General features: G+C 63.7%; 22 protein-coding genes. 3 read left to right on the top strand and 19 right to left on the bottom strand.

Features of this window, described 5'->3' with window-relative positions:
• Window positions 1-63 precede the first annotated feature (63 nt).
• The 11 genes from pufM to ACFE72_RS07155 all read right to left on the bottom strand — a co-directional run bounded on the left by pufM (window position 64) and on the right by ACFE72_RS07155 (window position 10038).
• On the bottom strand, window positions 64-987 hold the full coding sequence (pufM, locus tag ACFE72_RS07105) for a photosynthetic reaction center subunit M (RefSeq protein WP_375412371.1): 924 nt from the start codon (window positions 985-987) through the stop codon (window positions 64-66).
• 29 nt (window positions 988-1016) lie between these two features.
• Window positions 1017-1853 (bottom strand): photosynthetic reaction center subunit L, encoded by an 837-nt coding sequence (pufL, locus tag ACFE72_RS07110; RefSeq protein WP_375412372.1) that lies wholly within the window; start codon window positions 1851-1853, stop codon window positions 1017-1019.
• Window positions 1854-1981: 128 nt separating this feature from the next.
• Entirely contained in the window at window positions 1982-2179 is a 198-nt protein-coding gene (pufA, locus tag ACFE72_RS07115) for a light-harvesting antenna LH1, alpha subunit (protein WP_375412373.1), read from the bottom strand.
• A gap of 12 nt (window positions 2180-2191) precedes the next feature.
• On the bottom strand, window positions 2192-2410 hold the full coding sequence (gene pufB / locus ACFE72_RS07120; protein ID WP_375412374.1) for a light-harvesting antenna LH1, beta subunit: 219 nt from the start codon (window positions 2408-2410) through the stop codon (window positions 2192-2194).
• Between the two features lie 121 nt (window positions 2411-2531).
• On the bottom strand, window positions 2532-2771 hold the full coding sequence (locus ACFE72_RS07125) for a hypothetical protein (RefSeq protein WP_375412375.1): 240 nt from the start codon (window positions 2769-2771) through the stop codon (window positions 2532-2534).
• A 76-nt stretch (window positions 2772-2847) separates the two neighbouring features.
• Window positions 2848-4299 carry a chlorophyllide a reductase subunit Z gene (gene bchZ, locus ACFE72_RS07130; RefSeq protein WP_375412376.1) on the bottom strand — a complete coding sequence of 484 codons (1452 nt, stop codon included), beginning with the start codon at window positions 4297-4299 and terminating at the stop codon, window positions 2848-2850.
• Window positions 4299-5912 (bottom strand): chlorophyllide a reductase subunit Y, encoded by a 1614-nt coding sequence (bchY, locus tag ACFE72_RS07135; RefSeq protein WP_375412377.1) that lies wholly within the window; start codon window positions 5910-5912, stop codon window positions 4299-4301. The genes bchZ and bchY overlap by 1 nt, the downstream gene beginning before the upstream one ends.
• 24 nt (window positions 5913-5936) lie before the next feature.
• Entirely contained in the window at window positions 5937-6932 is a 996-nt protein-coding gene (locus tag ACFE72_RS07140; RefSeq protein ID WP_375412378.1) for a chlorophyllide a reductase iron protein subunit X, read from the bottom strand.
• On the bottom strand, window positions 6929-7870 hold the full coding sequence (gene bchC / locus ACFE72_RS07145) for a chlorophyll synthesis pathway protein BchC (RefSeq protein WP_375412379.1): 942 nt from the start codon (window positions 7868-7870) through the stop codon (window positions 6929-6931). Before bchC ends, ACFE72_RS07140 begins: the two co-directional genes overlap by 4 nt.
• 90 nt (window positions 7871-7960) lie before the next feature.
• On the bottom strand, window positions 7961-9085 hold the full coding sequence (locus ACFE72_RS07150; protein ID WP_375412461.1) for a methyltransferase: 1125 nt from the start codon (window positions 9083-9085) through the stop codon (window positions 7961-7963).
• A gap of 86 nt (window positions 9086-9171) precedes the next feature.
• Window positions 9172-10038 carry a polyprenyl synthetase family protein gene (locus tag ACFE72_RS07155; protein WP_375412380.1) on the bottom strand — a complete coding sequence of 289 codons (867 nt, stop codon included), beginning with the start codon at window positions 10036-10038 and terminating at the stop codon, window positions 9172-9174.
• Between the two features lie 105 nt (window positions 10039-10143).
• Between ACFE72_RS07155 and crtD the strand changes: the two genes are divergently transcribed.
• The gene (gene crtD, locus ACFE72_RS07160; protein WP_375412381.1) at window positions 10144-11682 is read left to right on the top strand and encodes a 1-hydroxycarotenoid 3,4-desaturase CrtD; all 1539 of its coding nucleotides are present in this window, start codon (window positions 10144-10146) and stop codon (window positions 11680-11682) included.
• Window positions 11679-12542 (top strand): hydratase, encoded by an 864-nt coding sequence (locus ACFE72_RS07165; RefSeq protein ID WP_375412462.1) that lies wholly within the window; start codon window positions 11679-11681, stop codon window positions 12540-12542. Before crtD ends, ACFE72_RS07165 begins: the two co-directional genes overlap by 4 nt.
• 9 nt (window positions 12543-12551) lie before the next feature.
• On the opposite strand, the gene ACFE72_RS07170 is transcribed toward ACFE72_RS07165, so the two are convergent.
• The 5 genes from ACFE72_RS07170 to ACFE72_RS07190 all read right to left on the bottom strand — a co-directional run bounded on the left by ACFE72_RS07170 (window position 12552) and on the right by ACFE72_RS07190 (window position 17385).
• Window positions 12552-12698 carry a hypothetical protein gene (locus ACFE72_RS07170; protein ID WP_375412382.1) on the bottom strand — a complete coding sequence of 49 codons (147 nt, stop codon included), beginning with the start codon at window positions 12696-12698 and terminating at the stop codon, window positions 12552-12554.
• A 156-nt stretch (window positions 12699-12854) separates the two neighbouring features.
• A complete protein-coding gene (locus ACFE72_RS07175; RefSeq protein ID WP_375412383.1) occupies window positions 12855-13913 on the bottom strand; it encodes a phytoene/squalene synthase family protein in 1059 nt (352 codons plus the stop codon).
• Complete coding sequence (locus tag ACFE72_RS07180; protein WP_375412384.1) at window positions 13910-15463, bottom strand: phytoene desaturase; 1554 nt, start codon at window positions 15461-15463, stop codon at window positions 13910-13912. The genes ACFE72_RS07175 and ACFE72_RS07180 overlap by 4 nt, the downstream gene beginning before the upstream one ends.
• Before the next feature lie 57 nt (window positions 15464-15520).
• Entirely contained in the window at window positions 15521-16420 is a 900-nt protein-coding gene (bchO, locus tag ACFE72_RS07185; RefSeq protein WP_375412385.1) for an alpha/beta fold hydrolase BchO, read from the bottom strand.
• Between the two features lie 5 nt (window positions 16421-16425).
• Window positions 16426-17385: an alpha/beta fold hydrolase gene (locus tag ACFE72_RS07190; protein WP_375412386.1), complete on the bottom strand. Its 960-nt coding sequence runs from the start codon at window positions 17383-17385 to the stop codon at window positions 16426-16428.
• Between the two features lie 107 nt (window positions 17386-17492).
• Here ACFE72_RS07190 and hemE point away from each other — a divergent pair, with 107 nt between their 5' ends.
• The gene (gene hemE / locus ACFE72_RS07195) at window positions 17493-18539 is read left to right on the top strand and encodes a uroporphyrinogen decarboxylase (RefSeq protein WP_375412387.1); all 1047 of its coding nucleotides are present in this window, start codon (window positions 17493-17495) and stop codon (window positions 18537-18539) included.
• A 1-nt stretch (window position 18540) separates the two neighbouring features.
• Here hemE and ACFE72_RS07200 read toward each other — a convergent pair whose 3' ends face one another.
• From ACFE72_RS07200 to hemC, 3 genes are read right to left on the bottom strand one after another with little or no spacing between them, the layout of a single operon-like run.
• Window positions 18541-20298: a magnesium chelatase subunit D gene (locus tag ACFE72_RS07200; RefSeq protein WP_375412388.1), complete on the bottom strand. Its 1758-nt coding sequence runs from the start codon at window positions 20296-20298 to the stop codon at window positions 18541-18543.
• Complete coding sequence (gene bchI / locus ACFE72_RS07205) at window positions 20295-21317, bottom strand: magnesium chelatase ATPase subunit I (protein WP_375412389.1); 1023 nt, start codon at window positions 21315-21317, stop codon at window positions 20295-20297. Before bchI ends, ACFE72_RS07200 begins: the two co-directional genes overlap by 4 nt.
• A gap of 1 nt (window position 21318) precedes the next feature.
• Window positions 21319-22299, bottom strand: coding sequence for a hydroxymethylbilane synthase (hemC, locus tag ACFE72_RS07210; protein ID WP_375412390.1), 981 nt, complete (start codon window positions 22297-22299; stop codon window positions 21319-21321).
• Window positions 22300-22456: the final 157 nt, after the last annotated feature.

Here is a 22456-nt window from a genome sequence, read left to right on the forward strand (position 1 = left end):
CCGGAATGGCATTTTCGCTACTGCCGGCGCGCGTTTGGAGTTCGCTAATAATCGCGCGGGCTTCTATCGCGGCATTGCCAGCCCGTGCTTTACGCCCCAGTCAAACCAGTTATCGACCACCGTGCCGGAAAGCAGGATCCCGATGCCTCCGGTCAGCGGACAGAGCACGGCAAACCACCAGGCCCAGCGGTGAATCGATTCCGCGGTGGCATTGAAGCCCATGGTCCAGCGCCAGAACAATGCCGCCCGCTCAAGCGCGGTCCCGCGGTCGACGATTTGCTCGATCTCGCGCTCGCCGCCGTAACGGCTGACGGCGAGGATGGTCGCGCCGTGCATGGCGAACAGCAGCGCCGAGCCATACAGGAAGGCGATGGAGAGCATGTGGAACGGGTTGTAGAACAGGTTACCGTGCGTGATGGAGAAATTGTTGGTCCAGTCGAGATGCGGGAAGATTCCGAACGGGACCGCTTCGCTGAAGTGCCCCATCAGCAGCGGACGGATAAAGCCCAGCACCAGATAGAGCCAGATCGCCGAGGCGAATGCCCATGAGACGTGCGTGCCCATGCCGAGCGCCCGCGCGCGCCGGTAGGTCCGCGTCCACCACAAGAGAATCGACGTGGTCAGGAAGAAACCGGCCATCAGCCACCAGCCGCCCTCCTGCAGCGGCGGGATACTGATGCCGTATTCGGGTTTCGGCGGATCGAGCGAGAGCCAGGGCAACTGCCTGACAAACTCGATCGGGCTCCAGTTCACCGACGCCAGCATGTTGAGGCCGATGATTTCGATCGCAACAATGCCGCAGATGATCGATGCGAGGCCGGTGAAGCCGAGATAGATCGGGCCGACCTGGGCGTCGCCGAGCTTTCCGAGCCAGTAGTTGAACCGGCCCTCCCCGGTACGAACCCACGTTCCAGGCTGCAACGGAATGCCCGGGTAAACGGTGCTGCGAACCTGCACCTGGGTGAAAAAATTCTGGTAATTGGCCATGGCGAGACTCTTTCTGATGACCGGATTTTTTAGTTGGAAGACCAGATCGGAAGATTGCGCCACCAGTTCCACCATTCGGACCAGGCGTCTCCTTCCGACCACAACGGGCCGCTGATGACGATGCAAACGGCGCTGAAGAACACGGCCGACAGCGCCACGAACAGTCCGAGCCGATGGATGCCGATGGTGCCGACCGAATAGCCGATCAGGTCGCGGAAGATCGTGTTCTCGTGCTCGGGTGACTTCACCGGCTCGCCGCGGTCGGGATTGGTCGAGGACAGGATCAGCCCGCCATGCAGCGCCAACGCCAGGCACGTCGTAAAGAAAAACGTGATGGCGATCATATGCGCGGGATTATAGTGAAAATTGCCGTACTGATAGCCGGTGTTCGACACCCAATCGAGGTGGGTGATGATGCCGTAGGGAAAGCCGTAGCTCCACGATCCCATCAGCACCGGACGGATCACGACCAGGGTGAAGTAAGCCAAAATGGCAAAGCCGAACGCAAACGGCACGTGATAGCCGATCCCGAGCTTTCGGCAGATTTCCACCTCGCGCAGCGCCCATGAGACGAAAGCGCCGAGCGCGCAAACGGTGACAATCTGCCAAATGCCGCCTTCTTGCAGCGGCGCAAACGACAGCCCGTATTTGACGTCCGGAGGATTGACGCTGATTTGCCAGAGATTCCAGGTCGGGCCAAGCGCGGTGCTCCAGAGGATCATCGCGATCCCGACAAGGGAAAAGAACGCCGTGGTGACACCGAAGAACCCGACGTAAAACGGACCAGCCCAGAAATCGAACAGGTCGCCGCCGATCAGCGTTCCGCCGCGAACGCGATATTTTCTTTCAAAGCTGAGCATTGCCATCGATCGATCCTCCGCCTGCGAATCCTGCAAATCGTTATTGCGTCTACTTGTTCGTTAGCTACCGGAAGCGGACGAGCCCGGCCGCTCCATCCGGCCCCGTCCGTTCCGGTACGCAGTACGTCATGCCATCAGGACGGCATGCTTGGTGGTGTGTACGGCAGAGAAATCTCTCCCGTCTTCGCCGGGCCCCTGCGGGGACCGTCCAACCAGTTGAACCGGTCGGTGGAGAGCAGAATGAAGTGGATCACGATCGCCAGTCCGAACAGGAACGTGAAGAGCATGACCAACGCACGCCGCGGATCGAAGAGCAGCCAGATACGCCACATGTTTGCCTCCCGCTATGTGAGATACGAAAGAGAAACACTGGCGAAGTGCTGGATGCTGTCCAACGCCGTAGTCTTGTAGCCGCCGGGGCCCGGCAACCAGGGACGCCACATCCAGGCGAGGATATGGGCGACCACCGCGACAGCCGTGAAGAGAAAGAAACTCGTCATGAATATCGTGTGGAATTCCTTGGCTTCAGCTTCGGATAGCCCCGAGATGGAACCGTCCTTCATGTGGTATTCCTCCTAGTAATGGCCTTGCGGCCGTTCGCCGCCCGAGCGTGGACGACAGCGAATGCCGGATCTCCTTAGAAACGGCGGTTATCCGCCCGGCACCGCCAGGCGAAATCCTCGACTACAGACCCATGAACGACGACGTCACGATGGTGCCCGCCGCGCTGCGCGCTTCGATAAAGATCGACTCGCGATTGTTGGATGGTCCGAACGAATTCCGTTTGCGCCAGGGCACTAGCCGCGTCGCTGCCGCCCTGAGCAGAAACAGCATGTAGAACACGCCGAACATCAACCGCGACTCGATCGTCCTGCTCTCCACCAATGGCTTTGAGCGAGAGCTTGCGTGAACATAGTCGGACATCGGCATCACCTCTTGATTGCTGTCTCTCGCGCACACGGATAGGGAATTACCGGAAACAAACCTGCTTCTGTCGTCCTCATGCGGGCTGCCCATCCATCAGCGCAGCCCGCGCCTTCGTGACCAACTCCGTCGTGACCCGCTCTGCTCCAGCGCGCCGCGCGCCGCTCTCGGCCGCATCGCGCAGACGCTTGGCGGCGGAGATACGCACCAACACCGGGTGCGCTTCGAGCACTTCGTCGAGCAGCGCCTTCGCCTCGTCGCTCCAGAGAATTTCCTGGTGCAGCCGCGCCGGCGTCGGGTCGACCCGATCGAGGTCGGCGGCCAGCGGAAGGATGTTGAAAAGCGCGTCGAACAGCGCGTTACAGACCTCCTGAACCAGATAGGTCGCGCCCGAATAGCCCATGAACGGCGTGCCGATATGCCGCCGGATCACCGCGCCCGGGAAGGATGCCGGTATGTAGATCGCGCGGCCGCCCACCTCCGCGAGATACATGCGCTCGTTGTAACTGCCGAACATGATCAGCGGCGGCTTCTCGCGCACGGCGTTGCGGACCGCGTCGTTGTCCGGCTTCACGCCCGCCTTGCGGGCAAACCAGAAGGTGCACGGCAATCCCATTTCCGTTTCGAGGAAATTCCTGACACCGCGCGCATATGTCTCGTTGGCTACGATCGCAAAGCTCGCGGTGCCGAAGAAATCCTGCGTCACCGAGCGCCAGAGATCCCACAGCGGCTTGATGGTGGTGTGCTTTTCGCGTTCGATGAACGGCTCCGGGTCGATGCCCAGCAGCTCTCCGAGTTTGCGCAGAAATTTTGTCGTGCTGTGCAGGCCGATCGGCGCCTGCAGATAGGGACGTTCCAACGTCTCGCACAGCATGCGGCCGTATTCACGGTACATGCAGACGTTGACGTCGGCATTCACGAGCTTTGGGATATCGGCCAGATGGCTGCCGAGCGGGAAAACCATGTTGACGTCGGCGCCGATGCCCTCGACCAGCCGGCGGATTTCCGCAACATCGCTTGGCATGTTGAAGGTGCCGTAGATCGGACCGATGATATTGACCCGCGGTTTGACGCCGTCTGCAGGCGGCTTGCGCTCGGGGATTTTCTTGACGCCGTATTCCTTCCAGAGCCAGACGATAGCGCGGTCGGCGCTCTGCCATTGGTCCTCGTCGATCGTGCGCGGCAGGAAGCGCTTGATATTGGTCCCCTCCGGCGTGACCCCACCGCCGATCATCTCGGCGATCGAGCCGGTGACGACGACCGCGGGCAGATACGGATCGAGTACGCGGTGCGCGCGCTTCATCGCGCCTTCGGTGCCGGTTTGGCCGAGTTCTTCTTCACCCAGCCCCGTCACCACGATCGGCAACTCGTGCGGCGGCAGCGCGTCGGTGTAATGCAGCACCGAAGTGACCGGCAGGTTCTCGCAGCCCACCGGCCCGTCAATGATCACCTGCATGCCCTTCACCGCGGTGAAGGCATAAACGGCGCCCCAGTAGCCGCCCGCGCGGTCATGGTCGAGGACAAGCATCAGATCATCTCCTCGGCTTTGCGCTTTTTGACCTGGGCCTCGATCTGCTTTTTGTATTTCTCCCGGAATGCGACATTGTCTTTCGGCGTGTCTTCCCAGATGCCGGCGGCGTGGCCTTCGCCGACATCGCCGAAGAACCCCTTCATCTGCTCGAAGCGGCTTTGATTGGCCAGCGCGGCGTTGACCACCTGCGCCAGCGAGCCCGCGCCGGCGACGCCGAACAACGGCCTTGCCGAAATCAGATTGGTGAAATACAGCGCCGGGATTGCGAGCTGCTTGGCCTTTTGCACGACCGGCGTCGTGCCGATGGCGAGGTTCGGCTTGAATTCGCCGACGGCGGCGAGGTCCATTTCCAGCGACGCGCGGTATTGAACGCGCGTGCCCCTGGCTTCCAGCCATTCACGGTCGCAATCGGACCATTGCGTCCGCGGGCAGGCGGTGCCGACATACGGCACATCGGCGCCGCTTTCGATCAGCAGCCTCGCGACCAGCAGTTCCGAGCCTTCATACCCGGACACGGTGATACGCGCATCGACCGGCTTGGCCGCCAGCGCTCCCTTGATCATGGGCAGGAAGCGGTTCTTGGCGGCATCGATCTTGTCGCGCGCTACGTTGCAGGCGACCCCGATCGATTCGAGCCAAGCTTCGGTCCCGTCGTGACCGACCGGAGCCGAACCAATGATTTTCCGCCCGGCCAGATCGAATTGACGGAAACTTGCGGTGTAGAAGGGATGGATCGCGGCGACCACCGAGCAGTCGAGCGCAGCGTAAAGTTCGCGCCACTCGCGCGTCGGCACCACCGGCCCCGCCGCGAGCCCGAGCGGTTCCAGCATCATGCCGATACCTACGGGATCGGCCGGGAACATCTCACCGATCAATGTGACGGTCGGGCGCTCGCTCTTGCCGCCGCGCGGTGCCTGTACCGGTCCCTGCTCGACTTCCTTGCGGGCGTATTCGAGCATCGCCGCCGCAAGCACGTCCTTGGCTTCGGCGTGGGTGGGCACGCCGAAACCGGGCACATCGATGCCGATGATGCGCACGCCGTTGATTTCGTCCGGCAGCAGATCGAGCGGGACGCCCGACGCCGTCGGCACGCAAAGATTGGTGATGATGATGGTGTCGTAAAGCGCGGGATCGGCGAGCTTGAACACCGCTTCGCGAATGTCCTCGAACAGTTTACCGGTGACCAGCGTCTCCGAATTGAAGGGAACGTAGCCTACCGTCCGCCGCGCGCCGTAAAAGTGCGACGTAAACGTCAGGCCGTAGACGCAGCAGGCGGAGCCCGAGAGAATCGTCGCGGTACGGCGCATGCGCAAGCCCACGCGCAAGGAACCGAACGCAGGACACATGCTTTGCGGCTGATCGTGCGGCCCTTTGGGATAGTCGGCGGCGTAGCGTTCGAGGATGTCGCTCTTGCCCGCGGCTCCCGCCGCGGCCGCCAGCTCCGCGGCGCCGGCGTGGCAACCAAGGCCGTCGCTCTTTGTTGCCGCAGCATTGATCGCCGGCGGAATCGCAGCAGCGCCCTGTGGCGCGTCGTCAACCACGACCTCGACAGGCTCGCTCACGACAGACTGAGCTATCGCACCGCTGTATCGAGGCAGGATGACGTTCATGTCGCGCTCCGCATCATGCCGCTCTCACGCTGCGTCATAGACGACTTCGAGGGATGGCTTGCTCACGACGGACTTGCCGCACATGTCTTCCATGGTCGCGGGCTCCAGCACCACGCCACGTCCGACCACCTCCCCCTTGAACAATCCCAGCAGACCGTCCTGCGTCAGCGGCGCCGGGCGTACCGGCGGTGCGAGGCCGACATTCTTTGCAAGTTCCTCGAACAGCGAACTCCACTGCCCGTCGGGCAGGCCGATGATCTCGTAGTTCGCGCTCTTCTTGCGGATGTCGTCGTCGGCCGGGATCGCCGCGAGCACCGGGATGCCGACCGTCTGCGCGAATGCCGCAGCCTCGCCGGTGCCATCGTCCTTATTGATGACCATGCCGGCGACGCCGACATTGCCGCCGAGCTTGCGGAAATATTCCACCGCCGAGCAGACGTTGTTGGCGACATAGAGCGACTGAAGGTCGTTCGACCCGACCACGATGACTTTCTGGCACATGTCGCGCGCGATCGGCAAGCCGAACCCGCCACAGACGACGTCGCCAAGAAAGTCGAGCAACACGTAGTCGAAACCCCACTCGTGGAAGCCAAGCTTTTCCAGCAGTTCGAAGCCGTGAATGATGCCGCGGCCGCCGCAGCCGCGCCCTACTTCCGGGCCGCCAAGCTCCATGGCAAACACGCCGTCGCGCTTGAAACAGACGTCGCCGATCTTCACTTCCTCGCCGGCGAGCTTCTTCTTGGATGATGTTTCGATGATGGTTGGACAAGCGCGGCCGCCGAACAGCAGCGAGGTGGTGTCGCTCTTAGGATCGCAGCCGATCAGCAGCACCTTTTTGCCCTGCTGCGCCATCATGTAGGAAAGATTTGCCAACGTGAAACTCTTGCCGATGCCGCCCTTCCCGTAGATTGCGATAATCTGGGTTTCTTTGGTGACCGGCGTCGTCGCCGGCGCGTTCGGTTCGATCGCGGCTTCCGCGCGCAGGGCGTCCTTCATGCTGATTTGAGGCACGGCATTCATGAGAGCGAACTCCAGTTCAAAACCATTTTGAGGCACGCGGGATCTTCGAAGGCCACGCGGTAGGCGTCCGGTGCGGCCCGTGCGTCGTGGCGATGGGTGATCAGACCATCCAGCGAAAGCCGGCCGGACTCGATCAACGCCTTGGTCGCGACCAGATCGGGCGGCTGCCATTCCGCGGCAACGCGAATCCGCGCTTCGCGCATGAACGCGGGGGGAAACGCGAAAGACAGCGGCTCGCTGTAGAATCCGGCGAGAACGATTTCGCCGCCGGGCGCGAGACGGCCGATCAATGAATTCAGCAGGCCGGCGTCGCCGCTGGCGTCGTAGATGCTCTTGTAATCGCGGCGCGTGTCGTGCTCCGGATCGAGCACGCCATATCCGGCCCCGCCGCCGACGCGCGCCGGGTTTTTCTCCCACACCACCGGCGGATCATTTCGGACCGCGATCGAGATGCGTGCCAGCAGCCGCCCCAACACGCCGTGACCGACAATACAGTCGGGAGCTGCAGCACCTCGTGCGGCGATGGCATGATAGGCTGTCGCGGCCAGCGCAAGCAGGATTCCCCGGTCGCCAAGGTTCTGGTCGAGCGGCACCACGCGCTTCCCCGGCACCACCAGCCGCGATGCCGTGGCGCCGAACAGGCCGCGCACCTCGCCAAAACATTTCGCCCCGGGGGCGAAGACGCGCTGACCGGGATGGAGGTCGGTTGCCGATCCGGCCTCAACCACGCGCCCTACCGACTCATAGCCGGGGACCAGCGGATATCCCATTCCGGGGAACGAGGGCATCCGTCCCGACCACAGCAGCCGCTCGGTGCCGGTGCTGACCCCGCTCCACTCGACGTCGACGATGACATCGTCCGGGGTCGGCGCAGTCAAAGCAAGCCGATTGAGCTCCACTTGCTCCGGCTGCTGTAGCACCACCGCGATGGTGTCCATCGCTCTCCCCAATCTGGACGGCGGAATCCTGATCCGCAGATGTCATGCTAACCTGACGTTCTGGAGTGTCAAGTTAGACTAACAGAATTCTTACGCGGCCCGGGCTGTAATGATGCTGGTAAGCATCGGCATCGGCGCCGGCCGCAACGCGATATCGACGAACCGGGCTTCGATAAGCATTTGCCGCAAACGTTCGAAGGTCCGCGGCCGCCCGCTGCCCATCGCCAGCAGGTAAAATGCGAAATAGGCGTCGCCGATCGGCTCGGCGCCGCGGACGCCGGAGAGGGGTTCGGCGATCAAAAGCGTCCCGTTGCCCGGCAGTACGCGGTGGACCGCACGCAGCAGGATCATCACGGCGGCATCATCATGATCATGGATGACCCGCACCAGTGAGACGATATCGGCGCCATCGGGCAGCCGATCGGTCAGAAAGCTTCCGCCCATCGCGACCGCGCGCGACGATATCCCCGTGGTGCTGAACCGCTCGCTGGCCTTGTCGGCCACGGCGGGAAGATCGAACAACACGCAGCGTAGCTTCGGCGTCAGCGCGGCCACCGCAGCGATGAAGGAACCGTCGCCGCCGCCGACGTCGAGCAGGCATCGATGTCCATGGAACGAGTAGGCGGACAGCACCTGCTGCGCGATCATCGGCTGCGACGCCGCCATCAGCGCGGTATAGGGAGCGACCGCGTCACCGGAAAGATCGGCCGGCTTGCCGCCCCTGGCATAAGGCCAGTAACCCGCGAGCTGCCCTGCCCCGGCTTCACCCCGCAACAGCGCGACGGGATCCTGAAGGTCGCTGTAGAGCATCGCGTGATGCTCGATCATCACGAGCACCCCGGGATTGCTGATCAACGCTGCACCGAGCGGGCCAAGGCCGTAGCGGCCGCCGCTGCGGCGCTGGACCAGTTTCAGGGAGACCGCCGCATCCAGCAGCAGCACGGCTGCCTCCAGCGGCAGCGACAGCCGCGACGATAATTCGCTCACAGCCACCGGCCCGCCGGCCAGCTCATCGAACAGCCGCAGCCGCACACAGGCCAGTAATATCTGCGAATAGACGAAGCCGGCGCAGAGATCGAACAGCGCGTTCGCGCGCTGCCGCGCGATTGGCCGGGTCAGGGCAAAAGCGCCTGCAAATCGCTGAAAACCCGGATTGGCGAGAATCGCATCCCGTAAGCCGAGCATGCGGTCATGCAACGACAGCCGCGACGACATATGCACCGCCGGCGCAGGCTCGACGGCGCGCTTCGGGTCGGACTTGTCGTCCCCGACCCCATGATGCGCGATCGTCGCCATGGCCGCTACGCCGCGAATTGCGCGAGCTTGGCGGGCACCAGGCGCTTGGCCTCCGAGAGCATGAGCGAGCGCAGTTCGGCGCCATTGGGACACGGCGGCATCGCCTCGATTGCACCCCGCACCAGTTCGTGCAGCCGGTACAGCGCACCATCGAGGCCGAGCTCGATCACCGCACTCGGACGTCCCAGCGCGAGATCGCGCCCGACCGGCTTGCCGATCTCATGTTCATCAGACGCGGCATCACGAATGTCATCGGCGACCTGATAGGCCTCGCCGAGCTTCTCGCCGACCATCCGCCATGGCTCGGCGTCGGCGCCGGCCGAGGCCGCGCCCGCCACCGTCGCCGCGGCAAACAGCGCCCCCGTCTTGGAACGATGATAGTGCGCGAGATCAATCTGCGATTCGCATTCCCACGCCTGGCCCGCGACGATGCCCGAGGGCACGCCGACCGCCTGTGCCACCGCGAGCGTCAACGTGGCGAGCCGTTCCGGTACGCATTGGATACGTGCAAGCGTCTGGAACGCCAGCACGATCAGCGCATCGCCGGTCAAAACCGCGAGCGGTTCGCCGAACGCCTTATGCACCGAAGGTCGTCCCCGTCGGGTTTCCGCGGCGTCGAAGCAGGGCAAGTCGTCATGCACCAATGAGGCGCAATGCAGCAGCTCGAGGGCCGCCCCGGCGGCCTCGGTCGCGGCCGGATGGTCCTCTCCACATGCTGCGGCAACGCTGTGACAAAGCCGTGGCCGAACGCGGGCACCGCGGGGGAAGACTGCGTACCGCATCGCTGCCGCCAGCCGCGGCGGGCATCCTGGAACCTCCGCCCGAGCCACGGCGTCGTTGAGAGCTCGCTCGATCCGGCTGCTGACATCCATGGCAGACCTTCCGTGTTGGCAGAAAATGTGTCAATTTGACTTGTCTATATAACTGTAAATAATTATGGACAGCTGTCAATCGACAACGCGGAGGCGGCGTCGGCCATGCCCAAAGATCGTGTTGTCGTCGTCGGAGCTGGTGTCGCGGGGCTCGTTGCCGCCTTCGCACTTGCAGCACGCGGCCTCGATGTCACCGTGGTCGAGCGCGGCTCCGCGCCTGGCGGCAAGATGCGACAGATCAAAATAGGTTCTTCGCAGATCGACAGCGGGCCAACGGTTTTCACCATGCGCTGGGTGTTCGACGAACTGTTCGCCGCCGCGGGAAAGAACTTTGCAGACCATGTGCGGCTGCGTCCGCTTGAGGTGCTGGCCCGCCACGCCTGGGATGAGCCTGCGCGGCTGGATCTGTTCGCGGACGAAGAACGCTCGGTCGAGGCGATCGGGGATTTCGCGGGCTCCGCCGAGGCAAGGCGCTATCGCATGTTCTGCCGCGACACCCGGCGAATCTACGACATCCTCGAAAAGCCGTTCCTGCGCGCCCCGCAGCCGAGCATGGGCGGACTGATCGGGGCTAACGGCTTTCGCGGATTGATGCAGCTTCCGCAGATCAAACCGTTCTCGTCGATGTGGTCGGCGCTCTCGCAATATTTCCACGACCCGAGACTGCGGCAACTGTTCGGACGTTATGCCACCTATTGCGGTTCGTCGCCGTTCCAGGCCCCGGCAACGCTGATGCTGGTGGCGCATGTCGAGCGCGAAGGGGTCTGGAGCATCGACGGCGGCATGCACGGGCTCGCCCAGGCGCTGGCGGATTGCGCGAGGTATTCTGGCGCGACGATCCGCTATGGTCAGGAAGTGCGCGAAGTCCTCACTAATTGCGGGCGTGCCAGCGGCGTCCGGCTTGCGAGCGGCGAACGCGTTGCGGCGGACGCGGTGATCGTGAATGCCGATATTGCCGCGGTGGCGAACGGACTGTTCGGCATCGCCTCTCGCCGCGCCGCCGCGGCGATACCGCCGCGTGCGCGATCACTGTCGGCTATGACCTGGAGCCTGGTTGCAGCTACGGACGGCTTCAGGCTCAGCAGGCACAACGTTTTCTTCTCGCGCAACTACGAGGCCGAGTTCGACAGTATTTTTTCCCGCGCTACGACGCCGCGCGACCCTACGGTGTATGTCTGCGCGCAGGATCGCGACGACGATAACGGCGTCGGAGGCAGCGAGGAAAAGCTGCTGGTTCTCATCAATGCGCCCGCGAACGGCGACCGGCATTCCTACGATGCAGCGGAGGTGGAGCAATGCGCGCAGCGGACATTCGGCGCCCTGGAGCGCTGCGGCCTGCATATCCATCGGCGGCCCGAGGCCATGAAGGCGACTACTCCGGCGGATTTCAACAACCTGTTTCCGGCGACGGGAGGCGCGCTATATGGCCGCAGCTCGCACGGATGGACGGCTTCGTTCCAGCGGCCGGGAGCCCGCACCAGAATTCCGGGCCTGTATCTGGCGGGTGGCAGCACCCATCCGGGGCCGGGCGTGCCGATGGCGGCGCTGTCGGGCCGTTCGGCGGCGGCCAGCCTGATGGCGGATTTGGGTTCGATCGGCCGGTCGCCAAAAACGGCTATGCCTGGTGGTATGTCGATGCGCTGAGCGACGACGGCGAGAGCGGCATCGCCATCATCGCCTTCATCGGCAGCGTTTTCTCGCCCTATTATGCGTTCGCGCGCCGCAAGGGCGCAGTCGATCCGCTCAATCACTGCGCCATCAATGTCGCGGTCTACCGCAGGGGCCGCAACCGGTGGGCGATGACGGAACGGCCGCGCGGCGCTGTCAGCCGTACGACGAATTCTTTCAGCGTCGGGCCGAGCAGTCTTTCATGGGATGGCACGTCACTGACGATCCGCATCGATGAGATCGCGGTGCCGATTCCCCGGCGCGTCCGCGGTACGGTGCGCGTCGTTCCAACCGCAATCACGCGGCAGGCCTTCACGCTCGGCGAAAAAGGCCGTCACATGTGGTGGCCGATTGCACCCTGCGCGCGCGTTCAGGTCGCCCTCGATCATCCGCACCTGCGCTGGCAAGGGGACGGTTACTTCGACATGAACCGTGGCGACGCGCCGCTCGAACAGGATTTCAGCGATTGGCAATGGGCGCGCGGCGCGATGCAAGACGGAGCGGTAATTCTTTATGAAGCGCAGCGCCGCGATGGCAGCCGCATCGATCTGGCGATGACGTTCGATCCGCAAGGCAGGATGCAGACGTTCGTACCGCCGCGCATGGTCGGGTTGAGACGCACGGGATGGCGCGTCGATCGTAGCGTTCGCAGCGAAGACGGCGCGACTGTCGTCAAAACCCTGGAAGACGCGCCTTTTTACGCGCGTTCGGTGATCTCGGCGAAACTGCTTGGCGAGCCGGTGGCGCTGATGCACGAAAGCCTGTCGCTTGACCGGTTCGCGATGCCGGTGGTGCAGGCGATGCTGCCGTTCCGGATGCCAAGGGCATGGACATGAGCGAGTGTCTCACCGCGGCGGCGCAGAATTCTGCTGCTTTGCCCGCTCGGCTTCCTTCTTCCTGTCGAGCCGCCTGCCGACCAGCTCAAGCACGCCCCACGACATGGCGAACAGGGCGACCACGAAGAACTCGATAAATCCGAGATAGCCGTCCATGGGCGGTCCTTGTTCCGGTAACGACAGTTAGCGATTCAAATCAGCCTCGGTTTCAAGACCGCCCAGGTCAGCTTGGCAGCGGCGGCATCGAGCAGTGGCCGGGCGTGCTGATCTTCTCGTCGTTGATCGCGGCGATGCCGGGCATTTTCGATGGTGTTATCGGAACGACCCGGTACGCTGCAACTGATCGCGCCGCTCCAGCCGCGCAAACAGGTCGATCACCCACACCACGCGATCCTCGATCGGTTTTGCCCTGCCTTTATGTTCGGGCTGGCGCACCGGCGTTGCCGCGACCGCCTCGATCAGGAAGCGGGCTTCGTCAAGCTGCGCGCCTGCGTCGGAATTCTTCGCCGGCGTCCATCCGGTTTCCAGCAGGGCCAGCGTGCGCGCCAACACCGTCAGCTTGCGGTTGGTCGAAACCACTGCGCGCCGCGAAACCGAATCCAGTCCGCCTCGTTCCACCTCGCGGCCGATTTCCGCATAGAGCGCCCGCGCTGCATAGATGCCGGGACGGCAGGACAAGGGCAGATTGGCGATGCCGAGCGTTGCACGGTCGTACATCACGTCGGCTGCGTCCAGGAGGCGCTGCACGATCATGGCGATCTCAGGCGTGAACAACGGATCGGCCATCCACCTGTCCGGATCAATTCCGCTCTCGCGCAGCCAGGCCAGCGGCAGATACAGCCTTCCGGCACGGGCGTCCTCACCGACGTCACGGGCGATGTTGGTAAGCTGCATGGCGATGCCGAGATCGCAGGCGCGCGCCACGATTTCCGGGGCGCGCTGCCCCATCACCAGCGTCATCATCGCTCCCACCGCGCCGGCGACGCGCGCCGCATAAGCGTAGAGCTCCGACAGTGTCTCGTAACGGTGGCCCTCGGCGTCCCACGCCAGCCCCTCGAGCAACGCCTCGGGCAACTCGCGCGGAATGGCGAAACGCGCGATCACGTCGGCGAAAGCGCGGTCGGCGGCGAGATTCATCGGCTGGCCGCGATAGGCGCGCTCCAGCCTTTTCCTCAGTCGTTGCACGGCGGCGGCGCGATTGCTGCCGAAATCGACCGCGTCGTCAGCGAGCCGGCAAAACGCATAGAGTGCGATGGCCGGATCGGCGACCTTCCGCGGCAGCAATTTTGAAGCCGCGTGGAACGTGCGCGAGCCGCCTCTCAGCAACGCGCGGCAGGCGTAGACGTCCGTCATCGTCGAATGAATCGTCATGCATTCACCAGGCTTGAGCGGCCCAGACTTTCGGCATCCGGGACGAGGGAATCGAGAACACGGGCGGAGGACAGCACGCCGGGCAAGCCCGCGCCGGGATGGGTGCCGGCGCCGACCAGATACAGCCGGTCGACATCCTCACTACGATTGTGCGGCCGGAACCAGGCGCTCTGCGTCAGTATCGGCTCCAATCCGAACGCGGCACCGCGGAACGACGACAGCCGGTCCTGAAAGTCCTGCGGCGTCAGCATCCGCGAACTGACGATCTGGTTTTCCAGATCGGGCAATACGGTGTTGCCAAGTTCCTGCGATATCGCGCGGCGGTATTTTTCCGCGGCGACGCTCCAGTCGGTGCCGCTCTGCAGATGCGGCACCGGCGACAGCACGTAGAACGCGTCGCAGCCCTCCGGCGCCAGCGACGGATCGGTCGCGGTGGGGCGATGCAGGTACAGGCTGAAATCATCAGCAAGGACCTTGCGTTCGAAAATATCGGCGAGCAATTCCTTGTAGCGCGGTCCGAGCAGGATGGTGTGGTGCGGCACGCTGGAATATTTGCGGCGCGTGCCGAAATACCAGACGAACAGGCTCATGGAATAGCGCGCGCGTTCGATGCGCTCGTCGGTCCAGCGCGGCCGCGCGGAGGCCGGCAGCAGATGGCGATAGGTCCAGGCCGAATCGGCGTTGGAAACCACGACATCAGCCGATATGGTTTCGCCGGAGCCGAGGCGCACGCCACACGCCGCGCCATCCTTGACGATGATCTCGCGAACTTGCTGCCCGCAGCGAACCGAGCCCCCCTGGCCTTCGATCAGTCCGACCAGGCCGTCGACCAGCCGGCCGGTGCCGCCCATGGCAAAGTGCACGCCCCATCGGCGTTCCAGGAACGCGATCAGGCAGTAGATCGAACTTGCGGTGAACGGATTGCCGCCGATCAGCAGCGGATGGAAGCTGAACACGACACGGAGCCGGGAATCGCGGAAGAACTTTGAAACCAGGCTGTAGACGCTGCGATAGCTGGACAGCTTGACCATCTGCGGCGCGATCTTCGCCATGTCGGTCCACTTGCTGAAAGGAACGTCGCCGAGCTGTTCGAAGCCGACCTTGAAGATTTCCTCGCTGGCTTTCATGTACGCGTCGTAGCCGTCCGCATCGCCGGGCGAAAACCGCGCGATTTCGGCGCGCATCGCAACCGCATCCCCGGAATAGTCGAAGTGCGAGCCGTCCTGAAAACGGATGCGATAGAACGGCGATACCGGCACCAGCGTCACGGCGTCCGACAGTTTTCGTCCGCACAGCTTCCACAATTCCTCGAACAGGAATGGGGCCGTGACGATGGTCGGGCCTGCATCGAATGTAAAACCGTCCTGCCTGTAAACGTAGGCGCGGCCACCGGGGGCATCGAGCTGTTCCAGCACGGTGACGCGGTAGCCCTTGGCGCCAAGCCTAACTGCCGCCGCCAACCCCCCAAAACCGCTGCCGATCACCACCGCATGCGGCTGGCCGTCGGGCGAGATTTGTAATGTCGATCGGGCAGAAGCAGAATCCAGCATGGACAGCACTGTAACTATTTATTGACAGATGCATAGTCCATATCTGTAAAATCTGGTTTACAGTGCAGGCGCGCTTTCGCTCGCCCTGCTCGTCTGCGCCGGGTATCTCATGATGAGGTTCGCGATCAGTTGCGGCCGCTCTTCATGAGCAAGGTGCCCCAAGCCGGGCACAAGCTCGATTTCCGCCTGCGGGGCGATTTCACGGACCTGCCGGGTGACGTCGGGTGAAATCGATCGATCGTTTGCCGCGGCGATCAGTAACAAGCTTGTCGTCAGCCGCGGCAAATCATGCAGCAATGGCTCGAGCCGCCAGTTCGCCATCATTCGCAACGCCGCCGCCACATGCGCAGGGCTGCGCACGAGCTTGCGATAGAGCGCGATGCCCGGAGCGTCGATGGTCGAACCGGTGTTTTGAATCAGCCGTTCAACCGCGCCGGCGGCTGCCGCCTGCCTTGCAAACAGACGCGGCACCAAAGGATTGAGCACCAGCAGTTTCGCCAGCGGCGAAAGCAGGTGGTTGGCCACGCCGCCGAACGGCATGAATGCGCCATTGAGGCTTACCAGCAGCCGCGGAGCAATTTTGCCGTCGAGGCACATTCGCGCGAGTATCGCAGCGCCGGCCGAGTGGCCGACCGCGATTTCGGGCTTCGCGGCGAGCGTGTGAAGAAGCCGGCTAATGTCGGAAGCCATGCCCGGCAGCGACAGCCGCTGCGACGAAGGCGATTGGGTAAAGCCATGACCTGGCAGATCGAGCGCGAGGACGGCGAAATGCCCTGCCAGGATCGGCATCAGTCCCCGCCACGAATGGGTCGCGGCACCGGTGCCGTGAATCAGCAGCAGCGAAGGTCCCTTGCCCATCCGCTGCACATGCCATCTCAATCCGGCCGCTTCGACGAACGTGCTGGCGTCCCGATTGGGCCAGTCCCGGCCATCCCTGCTCCAGACGAGGTCGGACATCGTTGTTATTCGGGTGAAGCCGGCGATACGCCAGCGAGAAACGCGTCGAACGCCCGGACGAACGCGTCTCTTGCTTCAAAATGCGGCATCGCTCCGGTCGGAAATACCTGGATGGTCCAATTGGCGCGGCCTTGCACCAGCGTCTTCTTGCTGTAATCGACAAAATTTCCGCGCACGCCATGCGACATCCACACCGGCAATGTCAGCGAGTGATAGATCCGAATAATGTCTTCGCTGAACAGATAGCCGGAGACGAAATAATACGGCGCATGCTGCGCGCCGGGCTGATGGGTGGTGAGGTAATCGTACTGCGCCAGACCTCGGTCGAAATCGTCCGAGCCCCAGGTCTTTCGCAGGAAATAGCGGATGCTCACCGGACTGGTCAGGAGCCGAAAGAACGCGGCGCTCCACAGCGGAAACTCAAAGAATCCGTGCAGCCACGGCATGCCCCTGGTGCCGTCCTGCCATTTCGCGCTGGCGTCCTTGCTGCTGAAACCGGTCGGACTGACCAGAGCGGCGCTGCGAAACGCCAGCGGCATCTCGGTCACGGCGCGTGCAAGAAATTCCGACGACAGCGACACCGCCAGTGCGTCGATCGGACCGCGGCCGTGCACATTCTGGATCTCGTTGACGGCGATCAGGATGGCGTCGGTCATCATGCGTACGGTGTATTCGCGCTTGCGACGTTCGGAGTGGCCGAAGCCGGGCAATTCGAGCGCATACACGGTTCGGCTTTGGCGGTAATGCTCGTAGAGCGGCTTGACCTCGTAAGCCGAACCGGCGGCGTTGATGCTGTGGACGAGCAATAGCGGCGGAAACACGGCATCGGTTTCAGGACCGGCCGAATACCAGGTCAGCCTGCCGACCGGACTGCCGACCTCGTGGCGCTGGCCGGATACCGGCGCAGGCAATTCGATGGAGCCGCTAAGCGCAGCCGGGCTGAATGTCGGTGCGGCCAGGCTCATGGCGAACTCCTTTTTCAAATCCATACGCATCCCGCCGTGGCCAAGACCGTTTCGGCAGTGTATCAGAAACGACAAAGAAGCTTGTCGAGAAACGGCGGAAATACTGCTTGACACAAAACCCGGCAATCAAACCTTTTATTGAAGTCCTTTCAGGGCGCCGGCAGAGCGTGCCGCCGCTCTGGATGATGCGTCAGGCCGGCCGCTATCTGCCCGAATACCGGGAGGTTCGCGCCAAGGCCGGCGGTTTTCTCGATCTCTGCTTCAACCCGGAATTCGCGGCCGAGGTGACGTTGCAGCCGATCCGGCGCTTCAATTTCGACGCCGCCATCATCTTCTCGGATATTCTCGTCATCCCCTATGCACTCGGCCGCTCGGTGCGGTTCGAAGTCGGCGAAGGACCGCGGCTCGATCCGTTGGATACGCCTGACAAGATCGGGACGCTGGCCGCGAAAGCCGATTTTACAAAACTCGAACCGGTATTCGAAGCCTTGCGCCGCGTCCGGCGCGAACTCGACCCGGCGATTGCGCTGATCGGCTTCTGCGGAGCGCCGTGGACGGTGGCGACCTACATGGTGGCGGGCCAGGGCACGCCGGATCAGGCGCCGGCGCGGATGATGGCTTATCGACATCCGGAAGCATTCGCGAAAATCATCGATGCCGTCGTCGAGAATTCCATCACCTATCTGCTGGGCCAGCTTGGAGCCGGCGCCGACGCGCTGCAGATTTTCGATACCTGGGCCGGCGTATTGCCGCCGCGCGAATTTCAGCGCTGGTCGGTCGAGCCGACCAGGCGCATCGTCGAGGGCGTCCGCGCCAAAGCGCCGGACGCGAAAATCATAGGATTTCCGCGCGGCGCCGGGGCGCTGCTGCCGGCCTATGTGGAAGCGACCGGCGTCGATGCCGTCAGCATCGATTGGGCCACCGAGCCGTCATTGATCCGCGAGCGGGTGCAAACCAAGGTCGCCGTGCAGGGCAATCTCGATCCGCTGGTGCTGATCGCGGGCGGCGATGCGCTGGATCGCTCGATCGATGACGTACTGGCGAATTACGCGAAAGGCAGGTTGATCTTCAACCTCGGCCACGGCATTCAGCCGGAAACGCCGATTGCCCATGTCGAGCAGATGGTGAAACGGGTGCGAGCCTATAGCGGCTAGGCTAACGCCTGCCCGCCAGCACCGCTTTCGACAGCGTCGCGGCGTCGGCCTGCGGCAATGGCAGATATCGCGCCCCCATTTCCCTTGCGAATGTTTCCGCCGCCGGGCCAGGACGCGGCGAGGTATCCACCAGTACGGCGGTTATTCCGGCGGCACGCAATTGACGTGCGGCGCCGATCGCGTCTTCCTCCGCGCGCGGACGTCCCTGTCCGCCGTCGCGCGCAATATTGGCACGCCCATCGGTGAGCAGAACGACCGTCGGCGTCTGTCCTTTACGGCGAATCAGGTCCGAAAGCGCGAACGCTGCATCGAGACCGGCTGCGAGCGGCGTACCGCCGCCCCCCGGCAAGCCCGCAAGGCTGCGCTTGGCGCGCGCCAGCGAGCGCGTCGGCGGCAACAACAGTTCCGCGACGTTGCCACGAAATGCAATCAGCGCCACCTGATCGCGCCGCACGTAACAGTCCGCAAGCAGCAGTTCTACCGCGCCCTTGGCCTCGGCGAGCCGATGCAGCGCCGCGGAGCCGGACGCATCGACAACGAAGATCGTGGCGGTTTCGCTACGCTGCTTGAATCGCGTGATGCGGAAATCGTCCTTGCGCACCAGGATGCGCGGACCTCCGTCGCTATCGCCGGCGGTTATTGCTTCACGTCGCCGCAGCGCCTGCCACGGCGCGGCCGCGCGCAGCGTCTCGATGACGTTGAGTTTGGCGCCAGCGCGCAAATCGCCGCGCAGCACGCCGGTCGGGCGGCCACGCGTATTGGACTTCCGGAATGAGCCGGCTTTGCCTTGCGAACGCGCTCGCGAGCCGCCGGCTGATGCACGCAACGCCGCCAGCACATCGGGCGGAAGCGCGGCTTGGACCGCCGCCAGAATAACCTCATCGAGGGCTCGGTCGATGTCCGGCCTCTCGCTGTCATCGCCATGATCGGAATCGCCCGAATTGTCGTCCGGCGGCGGCTCGGACGACTGTTTCGTTTCCTCCGTCTGCGGCAATACCAGCGCCCGCGGCGCCAGCACCAGACGGGCGGCCAAAGCGACGTCGTCCCGATCAACCTTTGGATGGTCCGCAAGCGCGGCGCTGGCGCAGGCCGCACGGATCGTTTGAAGCGGCGCGCGCAATGAATCGATGCCCAGCGCGGCAGCCGCCGCGCAAATCGCTTCGATAAGCTTCTTGTCCGCCCTGACGAAGAGTAGCCGCTCGCGCGCAGCCATAATTTCCTCGGCGTGAATGGCAAATTCATCGGCCTCGCGAATGCCAATCTCGTTCAGGCCGATATGAAACGCCAGGCGATCGCGCAGCCCGGCCGGCCCAAATTCGTCATCGAGGCCTTCGTCCAGCGCGACGACGCCGAACCGGGCTGGCATCCGCAGCGAAACTCCATCGCGCTCGACCATGGTCTCCCGGGCGTCCATCGCCGACGTAATGTGCACCGCGGTCGCGCAGGACAGCCGTTCGGCCATGGCCACCATCAGCACGCCGCCATCAGCTTCCCCCAGCAACCCGCGCTCGGCAACCGGCCTCCCCGCGAGCAGGGTCGCGTCGAGATCAAGGCCGCCGAGCAGCCGGCCATCGGCGATATGCAGCGGCAAATGCTTCAACGGGTGCGACGGCGGCAAAGCGGCACGCATCGCCGCGAGCCAGCGATCCCGCACCGCCCCGGCGCGCGATCGCAACCACACGCCGCCGATGCCGGCCGGATCGACCGCGAACAGTTGCGCCGCGGTCGCCGCATCGGACCAGGCCAGCGCCGCGTTCATCCGAATATTTCAGCAATGGCGCGGTCGACGCGCACTGTCGATCCGGCATCGTCGAGCGGATTGCGGCGCAGGCGATGGCGCAGCGCCGGCGGCGCGACCCGGCGAAGATGGTCGTCCGTGACCGCCTTCGCGCGTTCGAGTGCCGCCAACGCGCGCGCCGCACGCATCAGCGTCAATTCTCCACGCAGACCGTCGGTGCCGAGGGTCATGCAAAGCTTGGCTGCACGTTCCAGCGCCGCGTCCGAGACGGTGACTGACGACAACTGCTCGCGCGCCGCGATAATCTTCCTGCGCAGTTTTGCCTCCTCCTTGGCCCAAGCCTCGATGAAAGCAGCGCTGTCGCGTTCAAAGGCATCGCGGCGGCGAACCACTTCGACACGGCTCGGCAGGTCGTCCGGCGTTTTGACTTCGACCGACATTCCGAACCGATCCAGCAGTTGAGGCCGCAATTCGCCTTCTTCCGGATTGCCCGTACCGACCAGCACGAACCTTGCCGGATGGCGGATGCTCAATCCGTCGCGCTCGACGACGTTCTGGCCGGACGCGGCGACATCCAGCAACAGATCCACCAGATGATCTTCCAGCAGGTTGGCTTCATCGATGTAGAGAAACCCGCGATGCGCCCGCGCCAGCAGCCCGGGCTCGAATGATTTTTCGCCGCCGGCAAGCGCGCGCTCCAGGTCGAGCGCGCCGACGACGCGATCTTCGGTGGCGCCGAGCGGCAGATCGACCACGGGCACCGGCACCTGCGTTGATTTCAGCGCGCTCTTGGCGGCGCGGACACGGCAATCGTCGCAGAATTCGGCCTTGTTGTCCGGATCGCAATTATAGCGACACCCTGCCACGACCTTCATTTTCGGCAGCAGACCCGCAAGCGCGCGCACCGCGGTGGATTTTCCGGAGCCGCGATCGCCGAACGCCAGCACTCCGCCGACCCTGGAATCGACCGCTGCTATCAGCAGCGCAAGCTTCATCTCATCCTGACCGACGATGGCTGAAAATGGAAATGCTGTTGCCATGCTAACCCTTGATGGGCTCGGGCCGGGTGCGTTCGATGACCGCGGCCGCGCCCTTGTCCAGTAATGCGAGTCCGACCGCCCGGCCGAGCTCGCGTGGCCGCTCGGCCGGACCGCTGCGCGAGACTTCGATGAACTGCCTGCCGACTTCGTCCAGAACCGATGCGGTCAGCGACATCCGGGCCGCATCGATCGTGGAATAGCCCGCAATCGGCGAATTGCAGTGACCGTTGAGCACCCACAATACCTCGCGCTCGGCATCGCAGCTCAGATGCGCCGCGGGATCGTCGATCAAGGATAGATAGCGCCGGGTTTGCCAATCGGCGGCGGCGCACTCCACCGCGACGATGCCCTGGCCTACCGCCGGCAGCATTTCCAGCGGCGAGAACTCATAGGCAATGCGGTTCGCCAGCCCGACACGTTCCAGCCCCGATCGCGCCATGATCAATGCGTCGGCGGGACCGACCTCCCCGCCGCCGGGTAACCGCTGCATCTCGCTCTGATCGAGCTTGCGCACCCTGGTATCGGCCGCGCCGCGATAATGAATTACCTCGATATCGGGAAACAACCGCCGCGCATAGGCGGCTCGGCGCACCGCATTTGTGCCGAGCCTGAAGCCTTTGCCGCGCGAACGCCTGATATCTTCCATGGAAACTCCGGCGCGAAGCACCAGCGCGTCGGTCGGCGGATCGCGGGCGAGCGTCGCGCCGATCACCAGCCCCGGCGTATCCTCGTTGCCGGGCATGTCCTTGAGCGAATGCATCGCGGCATGCAGCCTGCCTGCTCTGACGGCCGCGCGAATCTCGGCGACGAAAGCGCCGCCCTTGCCGCCATGCATCAACAACTTGCTGGTCTGATCGGTATCGCCGACGGTCTCGAACTTGACGATCTCGACATCGAGATCGGGTGCTGCCGCCTTCAGACGCCGTGCGATATCCTCGGTCTGGGCAAGCGCCATCGTACTCTTACGCGTTCCGATCCGCATCGAAACTCCCACCACCGGCGCTCCATCCCGATAACCGCGCGACAGATTGCGGGGCTTTCCTTCGCCAAATTAAGACCACCCGCCCCGGGAATGCAAACATGGTCTTGGATTGCGGCGCACCTTACGCATCCGGGCACATCGCCACTCTCTATATATG

This window comes from uncultured Bradyrhizobium sp. (assembly GCF_964252615.1).
GTDB lineage: Bacteria > Pseudomonadota > Alphaproteobacteria > Rhizobiales > Xanthobacteraceae > Bradyrhizobium.

Excerpts from the sequence above, each read along its gene's own strand:
- ACFE72_RS07140 (WP_375412378.1), bottom strand. The coding sequence starts at position 6,932 with ATGAATGCCGTGCCTCAAATCAGCATGAAGGACGCCCTGCGCGCGGAA.
- pufB (WP_375412374.1), bottom strand. The coding sequence starts at position 2,410 with ATGAAGGACGGTTCCATCTCGGGGCTATCCGAAGCTGAAGCCAAGGAA.
- ACFE72_RS07170 (WP_375412382.1), bottom strand. The coding sequence starts at position 12,698 with ATGGACGGCTATCTCGGATTTATCGAGTTCTTCGTGGTCGCCCTGTTC.
- hemC (WP_375412390.1), bottom strand. The coding sequence starts at position 22,299 with ATGCGGATCGGAACGCGTAAGAGTACGATGGCGCTTGCCCAGACCGAG.
- pufL (WP_375412372.1), bottom strand. The coding sequence starts at position 1,853 with ATGGCAATGCTCAGCTTTGAAAGAAAATATCGCGTTCGCGGCGGAACG.
- bchI (WP_375412389.1), bottom strand. The coding sequence starts at position 21,317 with ATGGCAACAGCATTTCCATTTTCAGCCATCGTCGGTCAGGATGAGATG.
- ACFE72_RS07200 (WP_375412388.1), bottom strand. The coding sequence starts at position 20,298 with ATGAACGCGGCGCTGGCCTGGTCCGATGCGGCGACCGCGGCGCAACTG.
- ACFE72_RS07155 (WP_375412380.1), bottom strand. The coding sequence starts at position 10,038 with ATGGATGTCAGCAGCCGGATCGAGCGAGCTCTCAACGACGCCGTGGCT.
- ACFE72_RS07150 (WP_375412461.1), bottom strand. The coding sequence starts at position 9,085 with ATGTCGTCGCGGCTGTCGTTGCATGACCGCATGCTCGGCTTACGGGAT.
- ACFE72_RS07125 (WP_375412375.1), bottom strand. The coding sequence starts at position 2,771 with ATGTCCGACTATGTTCACGCAAGCTCTCGCTCAAAGCCATTGGTGGAG.
- ACFE72_RS07175 (WP_375412383.1), bottom strand. The coding sequence starts at position 13,913 with ATGACGATTCATTCGACGATGACGGACGTCTACGCCTGCCGCGCGTTG.
- bchO (WP_375412385.1), bottom strand. The coding sequence starts at position 16,420 with ATGTCCGACCTCGTCTGGAGCAGGGATGGCCGGGACTGGCCCAATCGG.
- ACFE72_RS07190 (WP_375412386.1), bottom strand. The coding sequence starts at position 17,385 with ATGAGCCTGGCCGCACCGACATTCAGCCCGGCTGCGCTTAGCGGCTCC.
- bchC (WP_375412379.1), bottom strand. The coding sequence starts at position 7,870 with ATGGACACCATCGCGGTGGTGCTACAGCAGCCGGAGCAAGTGGAGCTC.
- crtD (WP_375412381.1), top strand. The coding sequence starts at position 10,144 with ATGCCCAAAGATCGTGTTGTCGTCGTCGGAGCTGGTGTCGCGGGGCTC.
- bchY (WP_375412377.1), bottom strand. The coding sequence starts at position 5,912 with ATGAACGTCATCCTGCCTCGATACAGCGGTGCGATAGCTCAGTCTGTC.
- bchZ (WP_375412376.1), bottom strand. The coding sequence starts at position 4,299 with ATGCTTGTCCTCGACCATGACCGCGCGGGCGGCTACTGGGGCGCCGTT.
- ACFE72_RS07180 (WP_375412384.1), bottom strand. The coding sequence starts at position 15,463 with ATGCTGGATTCTGCTTCTGCCCGATCGACATTACAAATCTCGCCCGAC.
- pufA (WP_375412373.1), bottom strand. The coding sequence starts at position 2,179 with ATGTGGCGTATCTGGCTGCTCTTCGATCCGCGGCGTGCGTTGGTCATG.
- pufM (WP_375412371.1), bottom strand. The coding sequence starts at position 987 with ATGGCCAATTACCAGAATTTTTTCACCCAGGTGCAGGTTCGCAGCACC.